21 protein-coding genes are annotated in these 22,007 nt (G+C 47.0%); 8 read left to right on the top strand and 13 right to left on the bottom strand.

Annotated features, from left to right (window positions below; genetic code table 11):
* Position 1: 1 nt before the first annotated feature.
* On the bottom strand, positions 2-1,315 hold the full coding sequence (locus tag ABIE50_RS16345) for a TolC family protein (RefSeq protein WP_209857280.1): 1,314 nt from the start codon (positions 1,313-1,315) through the stop codon (positions 2-4).
* A gap of 129 nt (positions 1,316-1,444) precedes the next feature.
* On the opposite strand from ABIE50_RS16345, the gene ABIE50_RS16340 reads away from it, so the two are divergent.
* The gene (locus ABIE50_RS16340; protein ID WP_209857278.1) at positions 1,445-2,230 is read left to right on the top strand and encodes an AraC family transcriptional regulator; all 786 of its coding nucleotides are present in this window, start codon (positions 1,445-1,447) and stop codon (positions 2,228-2,230) included.
* A gap of 36 nt (positions 2,231-2,266) precedes the next feature.
* Here the strand turns inward: ABIE50_RS16340 and ABIE50_RS16335 are convergent, their stop codons facing one another.
* Complete coding sequence (locus ABIE50_RS16335) at positions 2,267-2,638, bottom strand: hypothetical protein (protein ID WP_209857276.1); 372 nt, start codon at positions 2,636-2,638, stop codon at positions 2,267-2,269.
* A 107-nt stretch (positions 2,639-2,745) separates the two neighbouring features.
* Between ABIE50_RS16335 and ABIE50_RS16330 the strand changes: the two genes are divergently transcribed.
* Positions 2,746-3,408, top strand: a complete 663-nt coding sequence (locus tag ABIE50_RS16330) for an RNA polymerase sigma factor (RefSeq protein ID WP_209857274.1) — start codon at positions 2,746-2,748, stop codon at positions 3,406-3,408.
* Here the strand turns inward: ABIE50_RS16330 and ABIE50_RS16325 are convergent.
* On the bottom strand, positions 3,364-3,813 hold the full coding sequence (locus ABIE50_RS16325; protein WP_354028288.1) for a TonB-dependent receptor domain-containing protein: 450 nt from the start codon (positions 3,811-3,813) through the stop codon (positions 3,364-3,366). The genes ABIE50_RS16330 and ABIE50_RS16325 overlap by 45 nt on opposite strands.
* Positions 3,814-3,967: 154 nt before the next feature.
* On the opposite strand from ABIE50_RS16325, the gene ABIE50_RS16320 reads away from it, so the two are divergent.
* The 6 genes from ABIE50_RS16320 (at position 3,968) to ABIE50_RS16295 (ending at position 9,211) form a co-directional block, all read left to right on the top strand.
* The gene (locus ABIE50_RS16320; protein ID WP_209857272.1) at positions 3,968-5,008 is read left to right on the top strand and encodes an alpha/beta fold hydrolase; all 1,041 of its coding nucleotides are present in this window, start codon (positions 3,968-3,970) and stop codon (positions 5,006-5,008) included.
* Between the two features lie 29 nt (positions 5,009-5,037).
* A complete protein-coding gene (locus tag ABIE50_RS16315; protein WP_209857270.1) occupies positions 5,038-5,994 on the top strand; it encodes a heme-binding domain-containing protein in 957 nt (318 codons plus the stop codon).
* 33 nt (positions 5,995-6,027) lie between these two features.
* Positions 6,028-6,465: a hypothetical protein gene (locus tag ABIE50_RS16310; RefSeq protein WP_209857268.1), complete on the top strand. Its 438-nt coding sequence runs from the start codon at positions 6,028-6,030 to the stop codon at positions 6,463-6,465.
* 93 nt (positions 6,466-6,558) lie between these two features.
* Positions 6,559-7,578, top strand: coding sequence for a sensor histidine kinase (locus ABIE50_RS16305; protein ID WP_209857266.1), 1,020 nt, complete (start codon positions 6,559-6,561; stop codon positions 7,576-7,578).
* Positions 7,559-8,320: a LytR/AlgR family response regulator transcription factor gene (locus ABIE50_RS16300; protein WP_209857264.1), complete on the top strand. Its 762-nt coding sequence runs from the start codon at positions 7,559-7,561 to the stop codon at positions 8,318-8,320. The genes ABIE50_RS16305 and ABIE50_RS16300 overlap by 20 nt, the downstream gene beginning before the upstream one ends.
* Before the next feature lie 120 nt (positions 8,321-8,440).
* A complete protein-coding gene (locus ABIE50_RS16295) occupies positions 8,441-9,211 on the top strand; it encodes a DUF1223 domain-containing protein (protein WP_209857263.1) in 771 nt (256 codons plus the stop codon).
* A 118-nt stretch (positions 9,212-9,329) separates the two neighbouring features.
* Here the strand turns inward: ABIE50_RS16295 and ABIE50_RS16290 are convergent, their stop codons facing one another.
* From ABIE50_RS16290 to ABIE50_RS16245, 10 genes are all read right to left on the bottom strand, one after another.
* Positions 9,330-10,748 carry a TlpA family protein disulfide reductase gene (locus ABIE50_RS16290; protein WP_209857261.1) on the bottom strand — a complete coding sequence of 473 codons (1,419 nt, stop codon included), beginning with the start codon at positions 10,746-10,748 and terminating at the stop codon, positions 9,330-9,332.
* 15 nt (positions 10,749-10,763) lie between these two features.
* On the bottom strand, positions 10,764-11,798 hold the full coding sequence (locus ABIE50_RS16285) for a redoxin domain-containing protein (RefSeq protein WP_209857259.1): 1,035 nt from the start codon (positions 11,796-11,798) through the stop codon (positions 10,764-10,766).
* 21 nt (positions 11,799-11,819) lie between these two features.
* A complete protein-coding gene (locus ABIE50_RS16280; protein ID WP_209857257.1) occupies positions 11,820-13,208 on the bottom strand; it encodes a RagB/SusD family nutrient uptake outer membrane protein in 1,389 nt (462 codons plus the stop codon).
* Positions 13,209-13,227: 19 nt separating this feature from the next.
* Positions 13,228-16,488 carry a SusC/RagA family TonB-linked outer membrane protein gene (locus ABIE50_RS16275; RefSeq protein WP_209857255.1) on the bottom strand — a complete coding sequence of 1,087 codons (3,261 nt, stop codon included), beginning with the start codon at positions 16,486-16,488 and terminating at the stop codon, positions 13,228-13,230.
* Positions 16,489-16,794: 306 nt separating this feature from the next.
* A complete protein-coding gene (locus ABIE50_RS16270) occupies positions 16,795-17,793 on the bottom strand; it encodes a FecR family protein (RefSeq protein ID WP_209857253.1) in 999 nt (332 codons plus the stop codon).
* Positions 17,794-17,876: 83 nt separating this feature from the next.
* Positions 17,877-18,473 carry an RNA polymerase sigma factor gene (locus ABIE50_RS16265; protein ID WP_209857251.1) on the bottom strand — a complete coding sequence of 199 codons (597 nt, stop codon included), beginning with the start codon at positions 18,471-18,473 and terminating at the stop codon, positions 17,877-17,879.
* A gap of 109 nt (positions 18,474-18,582) precedes the next feature.
* Positions 18,583-18,978 (bottom strand): DoxX family protein, encoded by a 396-nt coding sequence (locus ABIE50_RS16260; protein ID WP_209857249.1) that lies wholly within the window; start codon positions 18,976-18,978, stop codon positions 18,583-18,585.
* Between the two features lie 109 nt (positions 18,979-19,087).
* Entirely contained in the window at positions 19,088-20,263 is a 1,176-nt protein-coding gene (locus ABIE50_RS16255; protein ID WP_354028044.1) for an NRAMP family divalent metal transporter, read from the bottom strand.
* Positions 20,260-21,036 carry a 5-oxoprolinase subunit PxpA gene (locus ABIE50_RS16250; RefSeq protein ID WP_354028043.1) on the bottom strand — a complete coding sequence of 259 codons (777 nt, stop codon included), beginning with the start codon at positions 21,034-21,036 and terminating at the stop codon, positions 20,260-20,262. The genes ABIE50_RS16255 and ABIE50_RS16250 overlap by 4 nt, the downstream gene beginning before the upstream one ends.
* Positions 21,012-22,007, bottom strand: coding sequence for a 5-oxoprolinase subunit C family protein (locus ABIE50_RS16245; RefSeq protein WP_354028042.1), 996 nt, complete (start codon positions 22,005-22,007; stop codon positions 21,012-21,014). Before ABIE50_RS16245 ends, ABIE50_RS16250 begins: the two co-directional genes overlap by 25 nt.

Below are 22,007 nucleotides of genomic sequence, written 5' to 3'. Positions count from 1 at the left end.
GTTAAAGAACGCCTGTGATATGCTGTAGAAGATAAAATTTATTTTGTGCTGCAATTTTTGCTGATGCCAGTTCAAACTGTGTTTGAAGCACCTGGATATCGGCATCCAGTAAGTCGGTGATTAACGATGCCTGGTTAAAATATGTATGCCTGATAATACGCGCGTTTTCCTGCGCCTGCGCTACATTCACTTCCGACACCCCGATCTGTATAATTGCTTCCTTATAACGGAGAAAGGCTTCCTTCACCTGTTGGCGTACCTTGTCTTCCGTGTCTTTATGTGCTTCCTCTTCTTTCTCCAGCTCAAGCTTTGCCGCTCTTACCTTATGTATATTATGATAGAGCGACGATATAGGGAAAGACGCTTTCAGCCCGGTTACGCCCAGCGAGTACCAGTAAGGGTTATAGGGATAAAGGAATATCTGTGGGTTGGCATAGTAAAAGTCGCCGTACATGCCTGCCTTGGGACGGACATTCGCTTTTACCTGTTTCAGATGTATTTCGCTCAACCGGGTTTGCTGTTCAGAAATATGATAAGGGAAAGAATGCTCCAGCGCTGCGGCCAGGTATTCTTCATAAGCCCCGCTGCTGCCCGGGCCTGTTTCAGGACCGGCGGGAAAGAGGATCCTCTCGTCCGGCTCTCCGAGAATGATATTCAGTTTCTGCGTAGCGATCAGTATATCATTTTCTATGCTAACAAGGGTCATCTTTCTTTTCGACAGGTCCAGCTCAACGCGGAGCACATCGCTTTTCAGCACGGTGCCATTCCTGTGAAAAGCTTTGATCTCCTTCAGTTGTTTTTCCTGGTCGGCAATATCTGCTGTAATAAGATTTCTGAAGATAAATGCTTTTTGAAGATCGAGGTATAAAGACGCCGTTTTATAACGGATAGCGGAAACGGATTCATTTTCCCGGATAGTACTGAGCTGGTGGAGGGTTTTATTTTCCTCCATTTTCAGGTTGAGCTTATTGCCGTTATAAAGATTGAGATAAAAATCGGCTCCTGCTTTATAAAGCGTGTGGATCACTTCGTGCTGGGAAGGTTTGGAGAATAAACCATTTTCATAGATGGGGATGTTGGAGGCTTTTTCTGCGCTGCCGCTAATGCCAATTTCCGGTAACCGCTCCGCCCTTGTGTCCCTGATCTCTTCTGCGGCAATTTCAGTGGCTTTCCTGTTTATTTCAATGATGCGGCTATGCTCTTCTGCTTTCCGCCATGCTTCGGAAAGCGTTAATTTTAAAGTATCCTGGCCAGTGGCAATAAAACTCCTGCCTGCGAAAAATACTCCTGCTAAAAAAAGACTTCTGCTGTTCATAATATTCGGGGGCAAAATTATCACGATAATCCATTGTTAATTTCACCGTAATAGCCAATTTTTTCATCATTCCGGACAAATGTTATTTTTATACAGCTACCTTATTATTTTACATTAACAAACAATGTTATGGGCTTAATTGCTTCATTACCGGAAATAGAGAAAAAGAGGAACTCCGTTTTTGTGATGCATGAAAAATCGGAAAAGCTGATCCCCCTTCACCGCCATAACAAGGGGCAGTTAAGCTATGTGGAAGGAGGAATCGCCTATATCACTATTGAGAACCTTACTTATGTGGTACCAGCCCGGCATTACTTCTGGATTCCGCGCGGCATGTGGCATACATTGCGGCTCGGGCACAAGGCCACGGTGCTGCGCTCTCTTTATTTTTATGCGCACGACGATGCAACGGATCCTTTTTATAGCCAGCTGGGAATTTACCCCGCCAGTGAGTTGCTGATCCAGATGATCAATTACACCGAGTGCTGGGATGGCAGGCATGTAGGCGACAAAGACTATAATTTTGAATTCCTGGTGGCGCTCAAAAAGATGCTGCCGGAAAAAAGCAGGAAGGCGCTGCCTATTGTGTTGCCGGCTACCAACAATGAGCAGATGCAGGATATTACCGACTACCTCGAAAGAAATATCGGGAAAAGGCTTACACTGGGCAGTGTAAGCAAACAGTTCAATATCGGGGAACGCTCTCTCTCCCGGTTATTTCAATCGAACCTGAAGATCTCGTTCCTGCAATATCTTAAAACCATAAGAATGATAAGGGCCATTGAAATGATCCTGAAAACAGGCAAGCCTATCAGCGAAATAGCGTTCGCGGTAGGTTACAGCTCTATCAATTCTTTTAGTGATACATTCCATGAATTCGTGCATGCCAGGCCTACCGATTTCAGGAAGCCATAACAAGGCAACCGGCAGCAGCGCCGGTTGCCTTGTTCATCAGGAACGTTGTGTATTGATCTTTGTCAGCTGTGCCAGTGTATAGGCTCCTACGGCCATAACAAGGTCACGGACCGCTACGTCGAAATACTGCCCGGCAACAAGCAATTGCAGTGCAATGCAGATCAGCCAGGCCATTACCACGTAGGCGCCCACAAGGGGACGTACCAATACCAGTACCCCGGCGGCAATTTCAATGATCCCTACAATTTTCATGAAAGTGGCGGCGGCGAAGGGGATCAAAGCGGCATTGCTGCCCAGGTAATTTTCCCAGTGGGTAAGGAGGTTGGTGAATTTGTCCAGCCCCGCTACAATGGGCACAATGCCAAAGGTAAAACGTAAGGTTTTTTGAAGCTGTTGGATAGTTGCCATAATACATATGTTTTAGTATGATGGTTAGAGATACAGCGCAAAAAAAGGTTACAAAAAACACGCCTTATTTTTTTGTAACCTTTTACCGGTTATTTCATCTAATTAACATGACACCGCAAAAGGAAGACATAGTAAACCAGGTTTCCGATCAGGAAGCAATCGCAAGGATACTGGCGGGTGAGCGCAACCTGTTCCGAGTGATTATCAGCCGGTATAACCAACGCCTTTACCGGACCGGCATGTCGGTACTGGAAGATGATGCAGCTGCTGAAGATGCCATGCAGAACACGTATATCAATGCCTATAGTCATTTGTCGCAGTTCGGGTTCCGTGCCTCTCTCGGTACCTGGCTCACGCGCATTATGCTCAACGAATGCTATGAATTGAAACGGAAAAACAGGAACAGATTTACCAGTTCACTATCACCAGATAAATTTACAGATATGACAACCCCGGCCAGGGATTTAGCAAACAAGGAATTGAGCCAGATACTGGAAGATGCCATTACCCGGCTCCCGGAAAAATACAGGCTGGTTTTCGTGCTGCGCGAAATCGAGGAAATGTCTGTAAAAGAAACTGCCGGAGCGCTCACCATTGAGGAAAACAATGTGAAAGTACGCCTCAACCGCGCTAAGGCGATGCTCCGGGCAGATTTAAACGCCTATATGAAAGATCATGTTTATCATTTCCATTTAAGTCGCTGCGACCGGGTTACCAGGAACGTTTTAAAGCGGCTGGGAATAGAGGGAAGCCCCAATACGCCGGAATAATAGTAACCATACCGGGTCCTGGAATTTATAGGAAATACTGCCTGCAATATTTCCGGGGCTCTGCGGATCATTATTGATCCTCCAATACTGCGCGTTTGTAATGTTATTGATCTTTACCCCAATGCGGAACTTCGGGTAATCATAAAAAAACGTAGCATCCAGCCGGGCATAGGCAGGGATAGTAAGCAGGTTACTTTCATTTTCCGGATAAGTATCACTTACATAGTTACCCCCTATGCCAATGCCAAACCCATTCAATATTTGTTGCGGGAATTTATGGCTGACCCACAGGTTAGCCATATGAGCAGGCAGCCCGTTGCTGGTGCCTTCCACTCCTTTATTCACTTTGGTATAGATAAATTTGTTATAGCCATACCCGGCGATGATCTTCAGCCCTGGGGGCAGTAGTTTATCTAATTGGGAAAAGTAATTCCGGGCGGCACATCTGTCTAAATCAACCCCGTTTTTGTCTGGTTCACCCCAAAACCGGTTTTCATTGCAACCTCACCGGGGTACTTTCGTTCTGCCCTGGTGCACAAAAGCATCACAGCAAAGAATCATGGCAAACACCGGAAATTTTAACCGCAGACATTTTCTCAGCATGGCCGCTTTAACCTTAGCGGCAACAAAACTATCCCCCCTACAGGCATTGGCTTCAAAAGGTGGGGATCAGCAGCATACGCCACGGCTGCTGCCCTCTTTCGATAACATCAAACAGGTAAAGGCCGGGCTCCTGGATGTAGGCTATGCAGAAGCAGGACCTGCAAACGGGCAGCCCGTTATCCTGCTGCATGGCTGGCCTTATGATATCCACAGCTATGCAAAGGTATCCGATATATTGGCTGCCGAAGGCTACCGGGTAATAGTGCCTCACTTGCGCGGACATGGCACCACCAGGTTCCTGTCCGGTCAAACATACAGGAACGGCCAGCAGGCTGCGGTGGCCGCCGATATCATTGCCCTCATGGATGCATTGAATATTAAAAAAGCCATCCTTGGCGGTTTCGACTGGGGAGCGCGTACGGCCAACATTATTGCGGCATTATGGCCGGAACGCTGCAAAGCAATGGTATCTGTAAATGGGTATCTTATCAACAATCTCGAAAGAAACAAACAACCATTACCTCCCAAAGCAGAACTGGGCTGGTGGTACCAGTACTACTTTGCTACCGAGCGTGGTAAACTGGGTTATACCGCCAACTGGTATGATTTCAATAAACTGATCTGGAAAAATGTTTCACCGCAATGGAATTTTGATGACGCCACTTACAACGTGTCCGCCGCTTCTTTCAAAAACCCGGACTATGTTGCCATTGTGCTTCACAATTATCGCTGGCGGCTCAGCATAGAACCGGGCGAGGCGCAATACAACGCCATTGAAAACAGGCTGGCCGCGTCGCCTTCTGTTACCGTGCCATCCGTTACGCTCGATGGTGATGCCGATGGTGTGGTTCCTGCCGGCGATGGTTCTGCTTTCGCACACAGGTTCACCGGCAAACACGTACATCATATTATCAAAGGAGCCGGTCATAATCTCCCGCAGGAAGCCCCTGAAGCGTTTTCCCGCGCTATTACCGAGGCTAACAGTTATGCCGGCTAGCATTTATTTCCCAATTAAAAAACTGATGTATGAAAATACTTACAAGGAAAACAGGATGGATAACAGCGCTCATTGTATTGCTGATCACGGCCATGCAATTTATCGGGCAGCCGGTGCAGAACCACCCCGCAACGGCTCCCATCCAGGCTCCCGATGAAGTGCTGGGCATTCTGCGGCGCGCGTGCTACGATTGCCACTCCAACGAATCGAGGCTTAGCTGGTACGATAAAATTGTACCCGTTTCCTGGCTGGTATCCGCAGATGTGAATGAAGCAAGATCAAGATTCAATTTCTCTACCTGGGACACGCTTTCTCCTGCAAGCCAGCAGGGCTTCCTCTGGGAAATGGTGAACATGGTACTGACAGGCAAAATGCCCCTGGGCGCTTATGCCGCTACACATCCTCAATCCAGGCTTACAGCAAATGATATTACCACGCTGAAAAAGTATGTGAATGATCTCAGTCCTGCGGTATACCATGATACGGCCCTGATACAGCAGGCAGATAAAGAGCTGAGGCAATTCAGGGAAAAATCTACGGCTGCAGCCGGTAACCCTGTAGCCGCCAATGGTGTAGCGTATACGCCTGATTTCAGGAAATGGCAGGTGATCAGCACCACCAACCGGTTCGATAATCACAGCATTCGCGTGGTGTATGGCAACGACATTGCCGCGAAAGCCATTAAGGAAAACCGGATCAATCCTTTTCCTGAAGGCAGTACCATTGTAAAGGTAGTATGGAACAGCATTGAGGAAAAGAACGGCGATATCCTTCCCGGGTCACTGAACAGTGTGCAGATCATGACGAAAGATAACAAGCGGTTCGCCGACAGTAAAGGCTGGGGATTTGCAAAATTCAACGGTACTGCGCTTAAACCATACGGGGCTACGCCTATGTTCAATACCACCTGTTTCAATTGCCATAAAATTGCCAGTGCAAACGACTATGTATTCAATCTTCCATTACCCAACAATGAACTGAAATAGCGGCCGATCTTCTCACTCATTAAAATAAATGGTATGAAAAATTTTCTTCTGCTTTTCCTCCTTACTGTTACAGGCGCCTGCAGCCGGCCGGTTCCGGACAGGCAGCATACACGGGAGATATTCAATGCAGGCGGTTTGCAGGTGATCACCTCATTTGCCAACAGGCAGCAGCAAACCATGAGCGTGTTGTTTGGTAATACGGCTGCTGAAACATGCGCGCTTGGCGGCTACAAAACACATGTTCCCGGCGAAATATTCAAACTCGTTACCTTTAAACAGGCCGATAATAAATATTGGTACGGCAGTTACATCAACGGTGCTGTTCAAAGTATTGAAACAATAACCACTGCGGCAGATGCGCCGGAGCACCTGGAATACCGGCTGGAACGCCGCCACGGTAAAGGTGGAGAGACAGGCCCCGCTGCACGGATCAGTTATATATTTTCTCACAGCCCTTCTGTTTTCCCGTAATATGTACGGCATGAATAATAGTATATCATCAACTTTTTCTGATGGTAAGGTAAAAATGAATATTTTTATCGCCAGTAGATTGATTTATTACAGATGAAAAAACCAGGTTTTAAAATATCACAGGCAACCATATGGGTTAGCTCTATAGGCTTAGGGTTACTTTCTTCCGTACCTCAAATCGCCGAACATCATTTCCACCTGGCGGAAGCAGCTGTGAATGCGGGTATAACAGCCACTTTTGCGTTGCTGATGTGGTATTTCAATATTTATATACTGTCAGGTCAGTCTGATCAGCCGCGCAAACAGAGCATCTCGTATTCAAAACTGCTGAGCAGCCTGTTGTTTGGCCTGGTAGTGATGCTCGGACTTGCTTACATCCAGCAACTGATCCTGTCGCATATCAATTTTGGCCCTGCGATGCTGATGGTGGAAGTAAGGGGTATCCTTATCAACCTCGTGTTTTATATGTTCCTGCACCTGCTGCAACAAAATTACGAGAACCAGCATGTAACAATGGAACTGGAACGCATAAAGAGCGATAACCTCAGCGCCCAGTACGAACTGCTGAAGCAACAGGTAAACCCGCATTTCCTGTTCAACAGCCTGAATACATTAAAGGCAATGGTAGAAAGTGGGGAACAGGAAGCGGTTGATTTTATCATCAAGCTATCCAACTTCTACCGCTTTACACTTGAAAGCCGGAAGCTGGACCTGATCCATGTGCGCGAGGAAATGGACATCCTCAACGCTTATCTTTTCCTTCAGAAAGCGCGCTTTGGAGATGGCTTTACTTTTACAAGCACGCTCAGCGACCAGCTGCTGGAAACGCTGATCCCTCCGTTTACCCTGCAACTGCTGGTGGAGAACTGTATCAAACACAATATCGTTTCCCTTGACAAACCGCTGCATATCAGGATCTATGAGGAAGATGATAAAATCATTGTAGAAAACCAGGTGCAGCAGAAAACAGGGGAACAAAACTCCCTGGGTGTAGGGCTTAAAAATATTGACCTGAGATACCAGCACCTGATGCAGCAGCATATCGATATTGTTGCTAACGAAAAAACCTTTAAAATCAAATTGCCGCTGATCCATGAACATCATCATCGTTGAAGACGAGCTCAAAACAGCCCGGTCGCTCGAAAATATTATACTGGGCCTGAAGCCCGGAGATAAGATCACCGGCCAGTATCAAAGTGTGGAAAGCACAGTTGCCGCGCTTTCAGAAGGGCCTATGGCCGATCTTATCTTTATGGATATCCAGCTGGCGGATGGCCTTTGCTTTGAAATATTCAAACAGGTAAAAATCACCTGTCCCGTTGTTTTCTGTACAGCTTATGATGAATATTCCCTGGAAGCATTTAAAAGCAACGGCGTGGACTATGTGCTAAAGCCATTTTCCAAACAGGATATACAGGACGCGCTCCGGAAAGTGGATGAGCTGAAGAATTTCTTCCAGCAGAAAGCTATCCCCGACCTGGGTGATATTCTTTCTAAACTAAGCCCGCCAAGTGGTAAGACCAGCTTCCTCGTTTTCAAAAACCAGAAGTACAAAACAGTTAGTGTTGAAGATATTGCTTTCTTCTATGTTCGACACGATGCTACCTGGATCATGTGTTTCGATAAACAACAATATAACCTGACCCAGTCGCTCGACCAGGTAACGCAATCCGTATCTTCCCTTCAATTCTTCCGGCTGAACCGCCAATACCTGGTTAACTTCAAGGCCATCAAGGAAGTGGAGCCTTATTTCCTGCGTAAGCTTCTCGTGAAGCTGGTGATTGAAACACCGGATAAGCTCCTGGTCAATAAGGAGAAATCACATAGCTTTCTCAGCTGGATGGAAGACCGGTGATATAATTTTCTCCCGGCTGTTTTGTCCCGGTTGAGCACCGAAAATGCCTGGCTGAAGGCTTTTCCGCTTACCCCCATCAATAACAGCCGGTACTTTTGAATAAAATAAAATTCAAAAGATATGAAACAGATAATGATGCCCGCAATAGGCGCCGCAATTGTACTCACACTTTTCTCCGCAGTATTTGCCAACCGGGTCAGCGCTTCAAAAAAACAAACCCGTACTAATAACGGCAATGGGTTTGCAGTGCTGGAACTGTTCACCTCAGAAGGATGTTCCAGCTGTCCTCCTGCCGATGCGCTGTTAGCCCGCATACAAACAGAGGCCGGGAATAAACCCATTTATGTATTGGCTTATCATGTGGACTACTGGAACCGCCTCGGCTGGAAAGATGTGTTCAGCCAACCCCAATATTCAAAGCGCCAATACCAGTACAGCCAGCAGTTGCCCAGCCAGGTATACACCCCACAGCTGGTTGTTAACGGCCATACATCATGCATAGGATCCGATGAATCTGCTGTAACCAATGCCATTGGCGATGCGCTTGGCAATGGCACAACTGCAAGCCTGGGCATAAAAGCGCAGTTGCAACCGGGCAAAGCAAATTTCACCTATGAGTTGACCGGTAATACCGGCAACAGCCAGTTACTTATTGCCGTTGTGCAAAAACATGCAGTAAGCAAAGTGGAGAGAGGTGAAAACGAAGGGCGTACTCTTTCTCATGTACAGGTGGTACGGGATCTGCAGGCATTTAAGCTGCGGGATGGCAAACAAGGCGCTGCAAGCATCCATCTTCCTGATGGGTTTAACACGCAGGAATGGGAACTGATTGGTATGATACAAGATCCTGAAACGGGTGTTATCAGCGCCGCTGCAAAGGCTTCCCTGTAACAGCTGCCGGTTATTTGCATAAAAAGCAAGAGGGTGTATCGTACTTGATACACCCTCCTGTTATCCGGGTATCTTACAGCGGCCGGCCTCCATTTATTTTTTATACATTCCCGCTTTGTTATCCATGCTTTGCCAGGTCAATCATCAGGCTCATCTCTTCCACAAAGGCGTCATTGCCGGCCGACGATCCTCCGAGAGAACGAAAACGGATCATCCCGTTCTTATCAATGATAAACTTTGCCGGAATGCCTTTCAGTTTATATCCCTCAGCTGCTTTATTGGTTTTGGTCACCGGGTCTTTTAGATCCATTAACAGGTTAAAAGTGTATTTATTGCTGCGGAGATAGTCTCCGGCACTTTTCACAGGATCGGCATCAGTTTCCCAGGTATGAATAAAAAGAAATACCACGCTGGTATCATCCTTAAACTTATTCACCGCAGCCTGCATATGAGGAAAAGAACCTTTACAGGGGCCGCACCAGGTAGCCCAGAAATCAAGGATCACTGTTTTTCCCCTATAATCGGAGAGCGACACCGTTTTCCCATTTACATCCTTTACAGAAAAGTCAAAGGAAGGTTCCTTAATCATTTTTTGGGCCAGGTCTGTTCTGATCTTTTCTTTCAGTTCATTATAAAGCGACTGCTCATATTCGTCAAACCCCTGACCGGTACCCTTTACAGTGACGTAGGCATTCTTAAACTGTGTCTTTACTTCCTGCGAAGCCCTTCCGTCTTTGATGCTTTGTACCATTAAAGGATATGCTTCGGCAAACTGTTTGTTGGCTACCAGTAAGTTTAAATACGTATCGCCAAATGCAGCGTCTTTTTTATCGTTCCGGGCGTACACCTGCCGGGCATATTTCAGTCCCTCTGCATATTTTTTATTGGCATACAGGATGGCCGCATATTGCCTGGCATAGGTATAATAGTCGGCTGATCTTTCAGCAGATCTCCGCGTTTCATCGCCAATGGATTTTCTTATCAGGCTTTCTGCCAGCACGTACTCTTTTCTGCCATAGGTTTCCCTGGCAGCATAGGAAAACGCCCTGGTTTTATAAACGGTATCCTGGATCATGTTCAGGTATTGCATGAGTTTTCCGGGGTTATCTCTAAAAGAAACCGCCACATAATATTTAGCTGCATCGAAAAAGAAATGTCCCTTAAGAGTTGGATTTGATCCAAACCCGGATACAAACAGCTGGTATTTTTTCTCATTCTCAACAGGATTGGTTTCATTATAGATCTCCCCCAATGCCTTATCAAAAGCAGCGAACCCATTAGGAAACTTCCGGATAGAGAGCCGTGTAATGGCATCCCTGTTATCCTGATCCTGTTTCATATTGTAATAGGAAACCAATAATTTCAGATCATCTTCCACATCGCTTTTGGAAAGTGCCTTCAACCTTTCCTGCAACCGGATGGGATCTTTCTGGTTCAGCAATTCCGTGAGCTTAGGATCAACGGGACCACGGTTTTGTGAAAAAGCCGCCGTTGTAACCAGCAGGAGCAGCACGCCACATATTTTCAGATACTTCATTTTCCAGGAATTAAATTAATGATCTGTTTTTTTAACAGTTGCGGAATCGGCTTTTCTGAGCATCTCAGCTGCCTTGTCTTTGTCGCCTGCTTTTACATATAAGTCCGCCATTTTTTTGTAGGTATCCGGAAAATCCATGCTCCAGGGATACAGGTTGAGTTGCGCCTGGTAGCTGTCGGCTGCCAATAGATAAAGCGATGCGGGCAGATTATTTTTCCCTGTTACTGCGTCTGTAATAGTGGAAAACGGGGGATAGTCGTTGTGCTTAAGCCATTCCTTCCCAAATTCAACCGCTTTCTCAGGATCTGTTTTAGTCAGGGCGTAAAAAGTAAAGTGCCCTACTTTGGGATAATATTTAAGCCCCGGATCCCTGCTGAGGATTGAATCGATCTTCTTTAAAGCGCCGGTAGGATTTCCCGGGTTACCCATATAGGTATTCATCATGGGTATGATATCGCTGTCAATTTTAGAAAGCCGTTGCCATTCTTTTCTTTTTTCAGCAGCATCCTTAATATCCCAGGTTCCTGAAACTATCTGTGGCAGCACATTGTCCAGGTTTTTAGGCGGGCCTGCCCAGGCAACCCTGCCCTGCTGATCTATCACAAATGAATAAGGGATTCCCCGCTCACCATAGGCTTTCATCCAGTTCTCCGCCATCAGGTTATTTTTTTCTGTAGCTACATTGTAGCTCATCTTGTCTCCCATTCCTGCAACAAATTTTTCTATAACAGGGAGTGTGGTTTCTTTGCGTTCGTATATGCTTATGCCCAATACCGTCACGTCCTTTTTATACTTCTCTGCCAGTTCAGACAGGTGAGGCATCCCGGCAATACAGGGCTTGCACCAGGTAGCCCAGAATTCAACAACATATACTCTGCCCTTTTCGAATGCTGTTACCCGGTTCCCTTTTATCCAGTCAGAGATATAAAGGGAAGGGGCTGGCTCTCCAAGCATTTTAACTTTCACTCCGGGTTGTTGTGCCTGTGCTCCGGCAGCACAGCAAATGATGGCTGTCAGCAAACGTATTTGCCTGGTTAATTTTATCAGCATGGTATAATTTATTTTATCAGGCTATTTGTAACCTTCATTCTGAGTGAGGTTTTTATTATATAAAATCTGATTCGCCGGTACGGGGAACAGAACAGCAGTAGGCTTCCAGGTTGGTTTTTGCGGACCGAGAACAGCTGTAGCCCTGTTTGTTCTTTTTAAGTCGAGCCAGCGATGTCCCAGCTCAGCAAACAGTTCATGCGCCCGTTCAGTTTCTATGGCGAGCAGCATGGCGCTTTGACCGTTGGCAGTGGTGCCCTGCAATCCTGCGCGCTTTCTTACCATATCAAGGTCTTCAGCAGCGCTGCCGGCTCCGGTTATTTTACCCAGCTGTGCCCTGGCTTCTGCACGGATCAGGTATTGCTCCGCCAGGCGAAGCAGTACATTATACTCGTTGCCGGCAGTGGCATTACGCAGTTTATACTTGTAGGGATAGTAGTAGGTAACACCACCTACCGGGAGAGGTTTAGCCCATTTATCCATACGTGCATCGCCCGGCTCGAAGCTTGCTGCCAGCGAAGGGTAAAGCACGTAGTTGGGGCTGGTACCGGAAGGAACGAAGTTAAGCCCGAAAACGCTGTACCCGTAAAAGGTAAAACGCTGCCAGATCACTTCGTTGCTGGTATTGAGGAAAGTACTGTCAAGGCTTTCCAGTTTATAGCTGCCATTGCTGATCACAGCAGTCGCCTGCGCTTCGGCATTTGCGTATTCCTTAGTGTACAGGTATACGCGGGAAAGGAGAGCCGCTGCTGCAGCTTTGTTGACCCTTGCACGTTGTGCAGACGGATAGGCATCAGCGAGGTTGCCCTGGGCAATTTTCAGGTCACTGACGATCATTTGGTAGATGTCTGCCTGTGGCACCCGGGGCAATGTTAAATTCACACTGTTAACAGTGCTGGTTACCATGGGCACATCTCCATATAAATTAGTGAGATAAAAATAAATGAAGGCGCGCATAAAGTAGCATTCTCCCAGCAGTTGCTGTTTCAGGCCGGCAGATACGCCTGTAGAAGCATTCAATCCTTCAATAGCTGAATTGGCAGCGAAAATAACCGCGTATGCGTAGTTCCAGGTATTATTTACATACCCGCTGCTAACAGTGATGGTATTGGTTTTGAACTCATCCAGGTAAGTGGCGGAGCTCAGGTAAATATCATCTGCGGCAGCCCCTCCGAAGGAGGTAACAGCGCCCAGTAAGGAGTATTCTGTGCTTCCGTTGGTGGTAAGCAGGTTATTGTTGGCATACAGGCCCAGCACAGAACTAAGCGCAGTGGCATCATTGAGGAAAGCTTTATCGGAACTGACCTGGTCAATCGGAACATCTACCTGGATAAATTTTTTACAGGAAACAGCGGTGAGCAGCATACCTGGTATTAAAACCCGGCAGATGGTATGTATGGAGAATAATTTCATGTTGATGTTGATTTTAGTATTAAAAAGAAGCATTCAGACCAAAAACGATGGTGCGTAGCGCCGGCATTCCCGGTCCGCCTCCCTGCCCCGCTCCCATTTCCGGATCGAAGGCATTTTTGAATTTCGATACTGAAAAGAGATTTTGTGCCTGCCCGTATACTCTCAGATTGGAGAGCCTGGCAGCAGTGATCCAGCGCTTCGGGAAATTATAAGCCAGGTTCACATTTTTCAGCTTCAGCCAGGAAGCATCGCCAAAGAAAGCGGTGGAGCTGTTATAATAAAAACTATAAGCATTGTAAGCCGGGTTGCTGGAATTAGCCGTAGGGGCTCCAAATTGCGTGTTGTCGCCCTTTTGCTTCCAATGGTCCAGCGTAGTGGTGTTCTGGTTGTTTAAGGAACCGAGTGATCCGGTTACGCTGTTGATATAACCATTCTGATGTTTGAACTGGAAGAAGAAACCAAGCTCAAACCGTTTGTAGGTAAAAGTATTGTTCAGTCCTCCATAGTAGGGAGTGCCTACAGGTGTTGGCTGCTGATCTACCAGGTAAGATGGAATGCCATTGGGATTAGCCGTTTGGTAGGTGATCATTCCGGTGGCGGGGTCTATCCCGTTAAAGATATATTGCCTGCTGAATGGCACAGGGTAGCCTACCATAAACTGGTTGGCATAGAAGCTCAAACTGGCAAGGTTATCAAATTTGGAAATCCTGGATCGGTTGACAGTAAAATTGAATGAAGTTGACCACCTGAAATCATTTCTTTCGATATTCTTCGTATTCAGTTCAAATTCCAGTCCCTGTGCCTGTATAGTGGCCGGGAAGTTACCGAGATAGCTGGAAAAGCCTACCTGTCCGGGTGTTGAAATATACAGCAGCTGGTTGCCGACCGTATTCCGGTAAGCAGCGGCAGAAAACTGTATCCTGTCTTTCAGGAAGCCCAGTTCCAGCGCCAGTTCCAGCTTTTTATTACTTTCCCATTTAATGTCAGGGTTAGCCAGTCTGGACGGGTTTTGCACCGTGATTCCCTGGTAGCCGTTGGTAGATCCGCTGGCAGCGTATGTGGAGAGGTTCTGGTAATTGGCTATCTGGTCATTTCCCGTGATACCATAACTTCCGCGTAATTTACCAAAGCTTAGAAAGGATAGATGTTCCTTTACAAACTGTTCTTCTGAAAATACCCATGCTGCACCGATGGCGCCGAAATTGCCAAACTGGTTGTTCGATCCGAAACGGGAGGATCCGTCTCTTCTCATGGTTGCGTTCAGGATATATTTGCCCAGCCAGTTGTAGGTAACCCTTCCAAAAACGGAGCTGAATTTATAATTATCGTAGGAGGTTCTGGCAGAGAGTGTTCCTGCCGCAGCCATACTGCCTAACAAGGCGTCGTTGCTGTAATTGGTGCCGGTTGTGGTATTGGTGATGCTGGTATTGGACTGGAAAGTGGTTCCCAGTAAAGCAGTCAGTTTACCTTTCCCAAGATCTTTTATGTATTCCAGCTGGGGTTCTGCGATATAGGATCTTGCGGAGGTGGCTCCAAACACCGCGCTGCTGATCGCCGCATTATACGCCGGGTTAATTGTTGAAGCGGGAAGCTGGCTGTTCTGATCAAAATTCAAAGAGGTATAGCCCAGGCTTGCCTTTAAGTTTAATCCGGGCAATATCCGGTATCTCAGGCTCATATTGCCGATCAGGTTAGCTGTTGCCGCATTGTATTTCTGAGCCAGCAGGGCATACGGATTATATTGTATAAGGGGTGAAAAGTTGAATGCACCGGTAGCAGTATATGGATCATAATTAGGAGGAAGATTATAATAGCTGCTCAGATCCCTTGTTGGCAAATTGTTCTTATCATAAGAATAAGCGGCCGATATTAACGCATAAAACCTCTTGTCTTTTGATGTGTGATCCAGGTTAAGTCTTGCTGAGATCCTGTCTTCAGTAAAGCTTCCGGGAAAAACAGTTCCTTCCCGGTGGTAGCCGGTACTGAAAGCAAAGTGTGTATCCTCATTGCCTCCGCTCAGGGTTCCCTGTGCATCACTGTAACGGGAGGTACCGCCCAACAGGTCATCCTGCCAGTTTCTGAACTTCGTGTGGCTCCAGGTGGTCAGATCAGGCGCATTAGCGGTAGTAGGAGTTACGTTATCATTGGCAAAGGCTTCTTTACGCAATGCTAAATACTGCTCACCATTCAGCATTTTAATCTTATTGCCTACTTTGCCGAAGCCGGAGTTCACATTGAGATCCAGCCTGGTTTTACCGGCTTTCCCTTTTTTAGTGGTGATTAAGATCACACCGTTTCCTCCCCTGGCGCCATAGATGGCAGTGGCATCCCCATCTTTCAGTACATCGATGCTTTCAATATCTGCGGGGTTTAAGCTATTCAGCGGGTTCACTGTGCCGTTGGAGCCCGTTTGATAAACACTCAGACTGAAATTGAACGGAACACCATCTATCACATACAGTGGTTCCACACCACTATTGATGGAATATTGCCCGCGTATTTTGATTGAAGTTCCAGAGCCTGGCAAGCCGTTGGATTGGGATACTTCCACACCGGCCATTCTTCCCTGCAAGGCATTGATCACATTGCCAACAGGCTGCTCCTGTATGGTTTTTGAATCTACCCTGGCGATGGAGCCTGTAAGGTCTTTACGGGTAGAAGTGCCGTAACCGATCACCACTACTTCGTTCAGGCTTCCCGCAAGTGGCGAAAGCACCAGTTTGACAGACGTTTGATTTTCCATGTCAATCTCCCGGGTTTTATAGCCGATATAGCTGAAGAGCAGCACCGTGCCGCCAGTCCCGGGCACCAGGATGGAAAAATGGCCATTCTGATCGGTAGCAGTGCTGGCGCTGTTGTTATTTTTTACTCTTACAGTAACCCCGGGGATAGGATCCCCGCTTTCATCCACCACTATTCCGGATATCCGGATATCCTGTGCAGCAAGGGAAGTTTTTTTCTCTGCGGGAGAAATTAAAATTTTATTGTTTAGTTCTGTTATCTTAAAATCCTTCGGGCCAAAAAGCAGGTCTAAGATTTCTTTAACGGAGCGTTTTCCGGGAGGGAGACTGAAATCTTTAAGGCCGGAGAGATCTTTATAGCGGTACACAAAACGGAAATCAGTTTGTTCTTCTATCTTTTTAATGGCTGAAAAAACGGATTCGTTTTGAAGTTCTACCATCACTTCTACCCTCGCAGTGCTTTGCCCGTTGCCAGGTGTAGCCGATATCAGTTGAACAGTTGCAAAAGTGATAATAGCTGTAATCAAGCTTAAACGCATAATCTGACGAATTACATTTCGTGAGTTACTAAAAGTGGGAAGGCCTGGACAGACTTTTCCTCCCTCTGCTGGTTTTGCAGAAAATTTCATAATTTTAAATGTTTAAATGATTCTCCAAATTGTTTAACGATTTGCTTCAATTAGCGTTGAAGCAAAACCAATTACAGCTCCCTGTTTAGCGACAGGGAGTTTCTGTCAGATACGCATGTGATATAATTCTCTCTTCATCCTTTTGGTTAATAATGATTAATTGCCGGTTTACCGGCTGGTTGATTGGTTGATTACTGGTTGGCTGGTTATTGATTCTTAATTATTACAATTTTTCCCGGAGATCATAATTTCCCCTGGCAAGATCTTATATTCTGCATCGTTAAAAGAAGTAATGACCTTCAAAATCTCCTCAAGACTTTCACCTTTCAGGAAGGTAGCCGTGAAGCGGCAGTTTTTTCCCTGGTCGTTTAAAAAGGTAATCTTAACATTGAACTTCCGGGAAAGTATAGCAGCTGCCTGTTCCATCGTAATGTTCTCAAAGAACAGGTCATTTTTCTGCCATTGAACAATTTCTTCTGCCTGCACTTTTACCAGGTCTGGCTTTTTATCGTCGGTATGAAATACCATTTGTTCATTGGAAGCAAGGATTCCCAATACCTTATATTCGTCCGCTATGCTCACTTTCCCCGTGGTAACTGTTACAATAATCTCCTTGCCCCCGTTCAGTGATTTTATATTAAATGCGGTTCCCAATACGGTTGTTTTTAGCTTCCCGGATTGTACGATAAACGGGGTGGTTGGGTTATGCAGGATCTCAAAATAGCCTTCTCCATTCAGTTTCACCGTTCTGGTAGCGCCGGTAAATTTTTCCGGGTATTCCAGCGTGCTGTTGTTGTTCAATATAACGGTGCTTCCGTCGGGCAGGATGATTTTTTTATGTTCAGACCTGGCAATGGCGCTAACCACCGGCAATTGATCCGGGTTGTGGCGACGGCCGGGGAATTTTGAATAAAACAGCAGGGTACCAACACAGAGCAGCACAGATGCCGCCGCCCATCCCATCCATGGCCGGAGCGTTAGCAGGCGGGGTCTTTTTTGCGGACTTACCACCTGTTCAAAGATCCGGTCAGCGGTCTTATCATCCAGCGCCATTAACGCTGAATCGTCGTCCCAGGTTTCGTTCATCAGCGCCTTTATCTCATTCAGATCGCTTTTCTCATCCAGCAGGAATTGCATAAGCTCCGCCTCTTCAGCAGCTGTTATATCGTTACCTGTATATTTCTTAATTAAATATCCGATTCGTTCGTTTTTCATAAAATTCTTATATGAACGATTGTTCAGGGCGCTTTATAATATCTGACGAACGGAAATTGAAAAAGGAGTAGCGGGAGAAAAAATTATTTATAGATGCCGAGGAATACCAGGGATATCAATGAAAGTGAGTTGCCGTTTTTAAGATGTGCTTTTAAGGTTTTTATGGCTTCTCTTAAATGTACCTTTACGGTTAATGGGGAAATGTTGAGTTGTTTGGCCACATCTTTTTGCTTTAATCCTTCGATGTAGCACATCTGGTAAACGAGTTTCTGTTGTTTTGGCAATTGATCTATTGCCATGGCCATATAAGCACGGGAGTCTTTGAGCATTATGTCTTCCTCGGTGGCATTGTCGAGGTCCGACCATTTATGGTGTGTATTGTTGGCGGTCTTATAATCCAGCGCCCGTTTTCTCAGCGCATCAAAGGTAAGGTTATTGGTCACCGTCCTGATAAATCCCCCGAAATTGTTTATTTCGGATAAGCCTTCCTTTTTTATCCAGATCTTCAGAAACACCTCCTGTACTATTTCTTCAGAAAGTTCTTTTGATTTCAGGTACCTGAAGGCATAGGTAAATACGCGGTTGCTATACGCATCAAAAATTAGGCGAAATGCTTGCTGATCACCACCTGCTATTTTTAATAATAGTGATTTATCATCCCCCAATTCTCTGTTTTGCATACGTAAAGTTAATACTTTAACGAGAAATTTTTACCGGGTACAACATTTGGAGGGGGCCATCGAAAGAAGGGGTATGAGTGGCCGGGGGAACCGCTCCCCCGGCATAGCCCTACCGCTGTGAAAATTCCATATTCAGACCGGGATACATTTTCCGGAACATCAGGTATGTTACGCTTACCATCACAAATGCAATTACTGCATCCAGCGTTGCCGGCAAACCCAGTACGGCGAGCTTTGAGCCAAAGGCAAAAATGATATCGAAAAATATACCTGCAAACACCCATTCTTTTAAACGGAGCAACTTACCGGGCGTTAAAAGCACAGCAACACCCGATAATTTGAAAACGCCAAGTAAATAGATGAAGTGCGCAGGGTATCCCAGTTGCTGTGTAATGCCCCATACCACCGGGTTCCCGGTGATCTCAAAGAACCCGCTTGCTCCAAACCAGATAGAAGTGAGTACCGCGCCTATCCAATAAATTATTGTTACTGTTTTCTGTGTCATGACTGATAGATTTAGTGTTAATGATGACACAAAATTGCTGCGGAAAAAGGGAAGCGGCCAGGCCATTTGGGGTGAAACGGACAAAGAGAGGCGCAGATCAGACAATTGATCACTTTAACCAATTCACAATGGTAATTCCGCCGAGGTATCCCATGATGAGCACCACCAGCCATCCTGCCAGCTGCATCCATACCGGGTGCCTGTAATGCTTCAACAGCCGGGCGCTATTGGCCGCCACCAGTACAACTGCCAGGGCAACAGGCAATATGAGGCCATTCAGTGCGCCTGCCATCAGCAACAGTTGTACAGGGTTACCTGCCAGTATAAAAACGATGGTGGAGAAAAGTATAAAAAAGCTGATCAGCCAACGCTCATTGGCTGCAATAAAAGGATGAAAGGTTTTCAGGAAAGAAACCGATGTATAAGCCGCGCCTACCACCGAAGTAATGGCAGCGCTCCACATCACAATACCAAAGAAACGGTAGCCTATTTCTCCTGCTGCTATCCGGAATACGGAGGCAGGCGGATTGCCACTGTCCAGCACCGCACCCTGCATAATAATTCCCAGGGCCGCCAGGAATAGCAGAACGCGCATAACAGCGGTGATAACAATACCGCTTACTGCGCTGCGGTTAACAAAGGGTATCTGCCTGGTGCCACTGATACCTGCATCCAGCAACCGGTGTGCGCCGGCAAAACTGATGTACCCTCCTACTGTTCCGCCTACCAGGGTAACAATGGCCTTTGTATCAATTACCGCAGGCCATAGGCTTTGCCGTACCGCCTGCATTACCGGCGGGTGGGAGCTCACCGCAACATACAACGTGAGCAACACCATGAGGATACCCAGCCAGCGTGTAAACTGATCCAGCACATTGCCGGCTTCCTTCATCCAGAAAATAAATAACGAAATACCACAGCTCAGCAATGCCCCGTAAATGGTGTCCATACCGGTGAGTACCTGCAGGCCCAGCCCACAGCCGCCTATATTGGCAATATTAAAGGCCAGCCCGCCCATCAGCACCAAAGCGGCCAGCACATAACCCAGACCGGGCAGCAGTGCATTTGCCAGATCCTGCGCACGGTACCCGGAAACGGTGAGCACGCGCCAGATATTCAGCTGGGCGCCGATGTCAAGCAATACAGATATCAATATTACAAACCCAAAAGACGCCGCCAGCTGCTGCGTAAATACCGTTGTTTGTGTGAGGAAACCGGGACCTATGGCAGAAGTGGCCATGAGAAAGGCGGCGCCCAGCAGTACGGAAGATTTTTGTTTGCTCAAGGCCTTTGTATGATTAATTGGTGATCACGTAATGCTGCATTGATGGTGCGTGCAAATGCTGCGGCATGCGCCCCGTCGCCATGTATACAGATTGTTTCAGCTGTTATCGGGATCGTATGCCCGTTAACGGTAGTCACCTTTTGCCCGGTGACCATCTGCAGCACCTGTGCTATAGCCAGCTCCTCTTTTTCAATAAGCGCACCGGGATGTGAACGGGGGGTAAGGGATCCGTCGTCCTGGTAGGTTCTGTCGGCAAATACTTCACTGGCGGTTTTTAGTCCGGCTTCCTTTGCGGCTGTAATCAGCCAGCTGCTGCTAAGCCCGAAAAAACAAAGCTGCGGGTCTGTATCCTTTACCGCTTTCACGATCACCCGCGCCATGACCAGCGATCTGGCGGCCATGTTATACAGCGCGCCGTGGGGCTTTACATGCCTCATAGTGGCGCCCAGCGATTTACAGACCAGCTGCATGGCATAAAGTTGTGTGGTAATAAGCTCGTATAATGCCTGATCAGAAAGCTGCTGCTCTGTTCTGCCAAAATTCTCCTTATCAGCAAACCCCGGATGAGCGCCAATAGCCACGTTGTTTTCGAGCGCCAGTGTAGCCGTATGCAGCATGGTATCATGACTGCCCGCATGGTAACCACAGGCAATATTTGCGCTGCTGATAAAAGGCATAATAGCGGCATCGTTGTCCAGCCCCTCTCCCATATCGCAGTTAAGATCTATACAATGCATAATGATAGTTGTTAAGCAGGCTGCTGTTGCTGCCATTCTTCCAATCGTAATTTACAGGCATTTTGAAGAAGGAGCAAGTCCTGCTCCTGTTTCCATAGCATTGCCTGTGCAATTTTCCCGTCGGTCATACTGAAGTGCAGCTCCTGGTGCGGCATATGTTGTGCAAGAGCAGGCATATCTGCGGTAATTACATGTGCCAGCCTGGCGTATCCGCCGGTTGTTTGATGGTCTGCCATAAGTATAATCAGTTGTCCGTCGGGCAACAGCTGTATAGTTCCCCTTGTGATACCCGCAGATAGTTGTTCCTCCCGTGGCTGTATGTCCAGCGGCGGGCCGTTCAGACGGAATCCCATGCGGTCGCTTTGCTCTGTTAATGTAAATGCTGCAGTGGTAAATTGCCGGCGGGCTTCCTCCTGTAACAGGTCCCATTGACTGCCGGGTAGCGTATGTATGAGGTTTTTTGTGGGGTACAGGTGGTTTACATCGGCGGTCCACGGCAATGCTACTGCTTCTTTGCCCCGGAGCCATGAAAGAGGAATATTTTCCGCCTTAAAGTGCAACCGGTCATTTTTTTTCAGCGAGCGGCCCTCCAAACCACCGGCGACGGCCTTCAGGTGGGTACTGTAACTTCCCAGCCAGGGCTGCAGCGCAAGCCCTCCCCTTACAGCCAGGTAGCAGCGGGCGCCGGAAACAGGTTTGCCAAAACGCAATACGGTTTGCCTGCCCACCAGTACCGGTCTGTTGATATCCAGTGGCCTGCCATTGATGACAGCTCCGAAATCAGCGCCGGATAAGGCAATCATGGCGTCTGTTTCAAAGAGGAAAGCTGATGCGGGAAAATGTAACTCAATAGCCGCTTCATAAATATCGTTCCCTACCAGACTGTTGGCCACTGCAAGCGCTATACGGTCCATGGCTCCCCCGGGATTAATACCCAGGTGCTGGTAACCGTACCGTCCTGCATCCTGGATGGTATCCATCAATCCTTGTTGTATTACCTGTATCAA

The sequence above is a fragment of the Chitinophaga sp. OAE865 genome (assembly GCF_040546735.1).
Lineage (GTDB): Bacteria > Bacteroidota > Bacteroidia > Chitinophagales > Chitinophagaceae > Chitinophaga > Chitinophaga polysaccharea_A.
The sequence above is the reverse complement of the archived record's forward strand: the minus strand, read 5'-3'. Positions and strand labels throughout refer to the sequence as shown.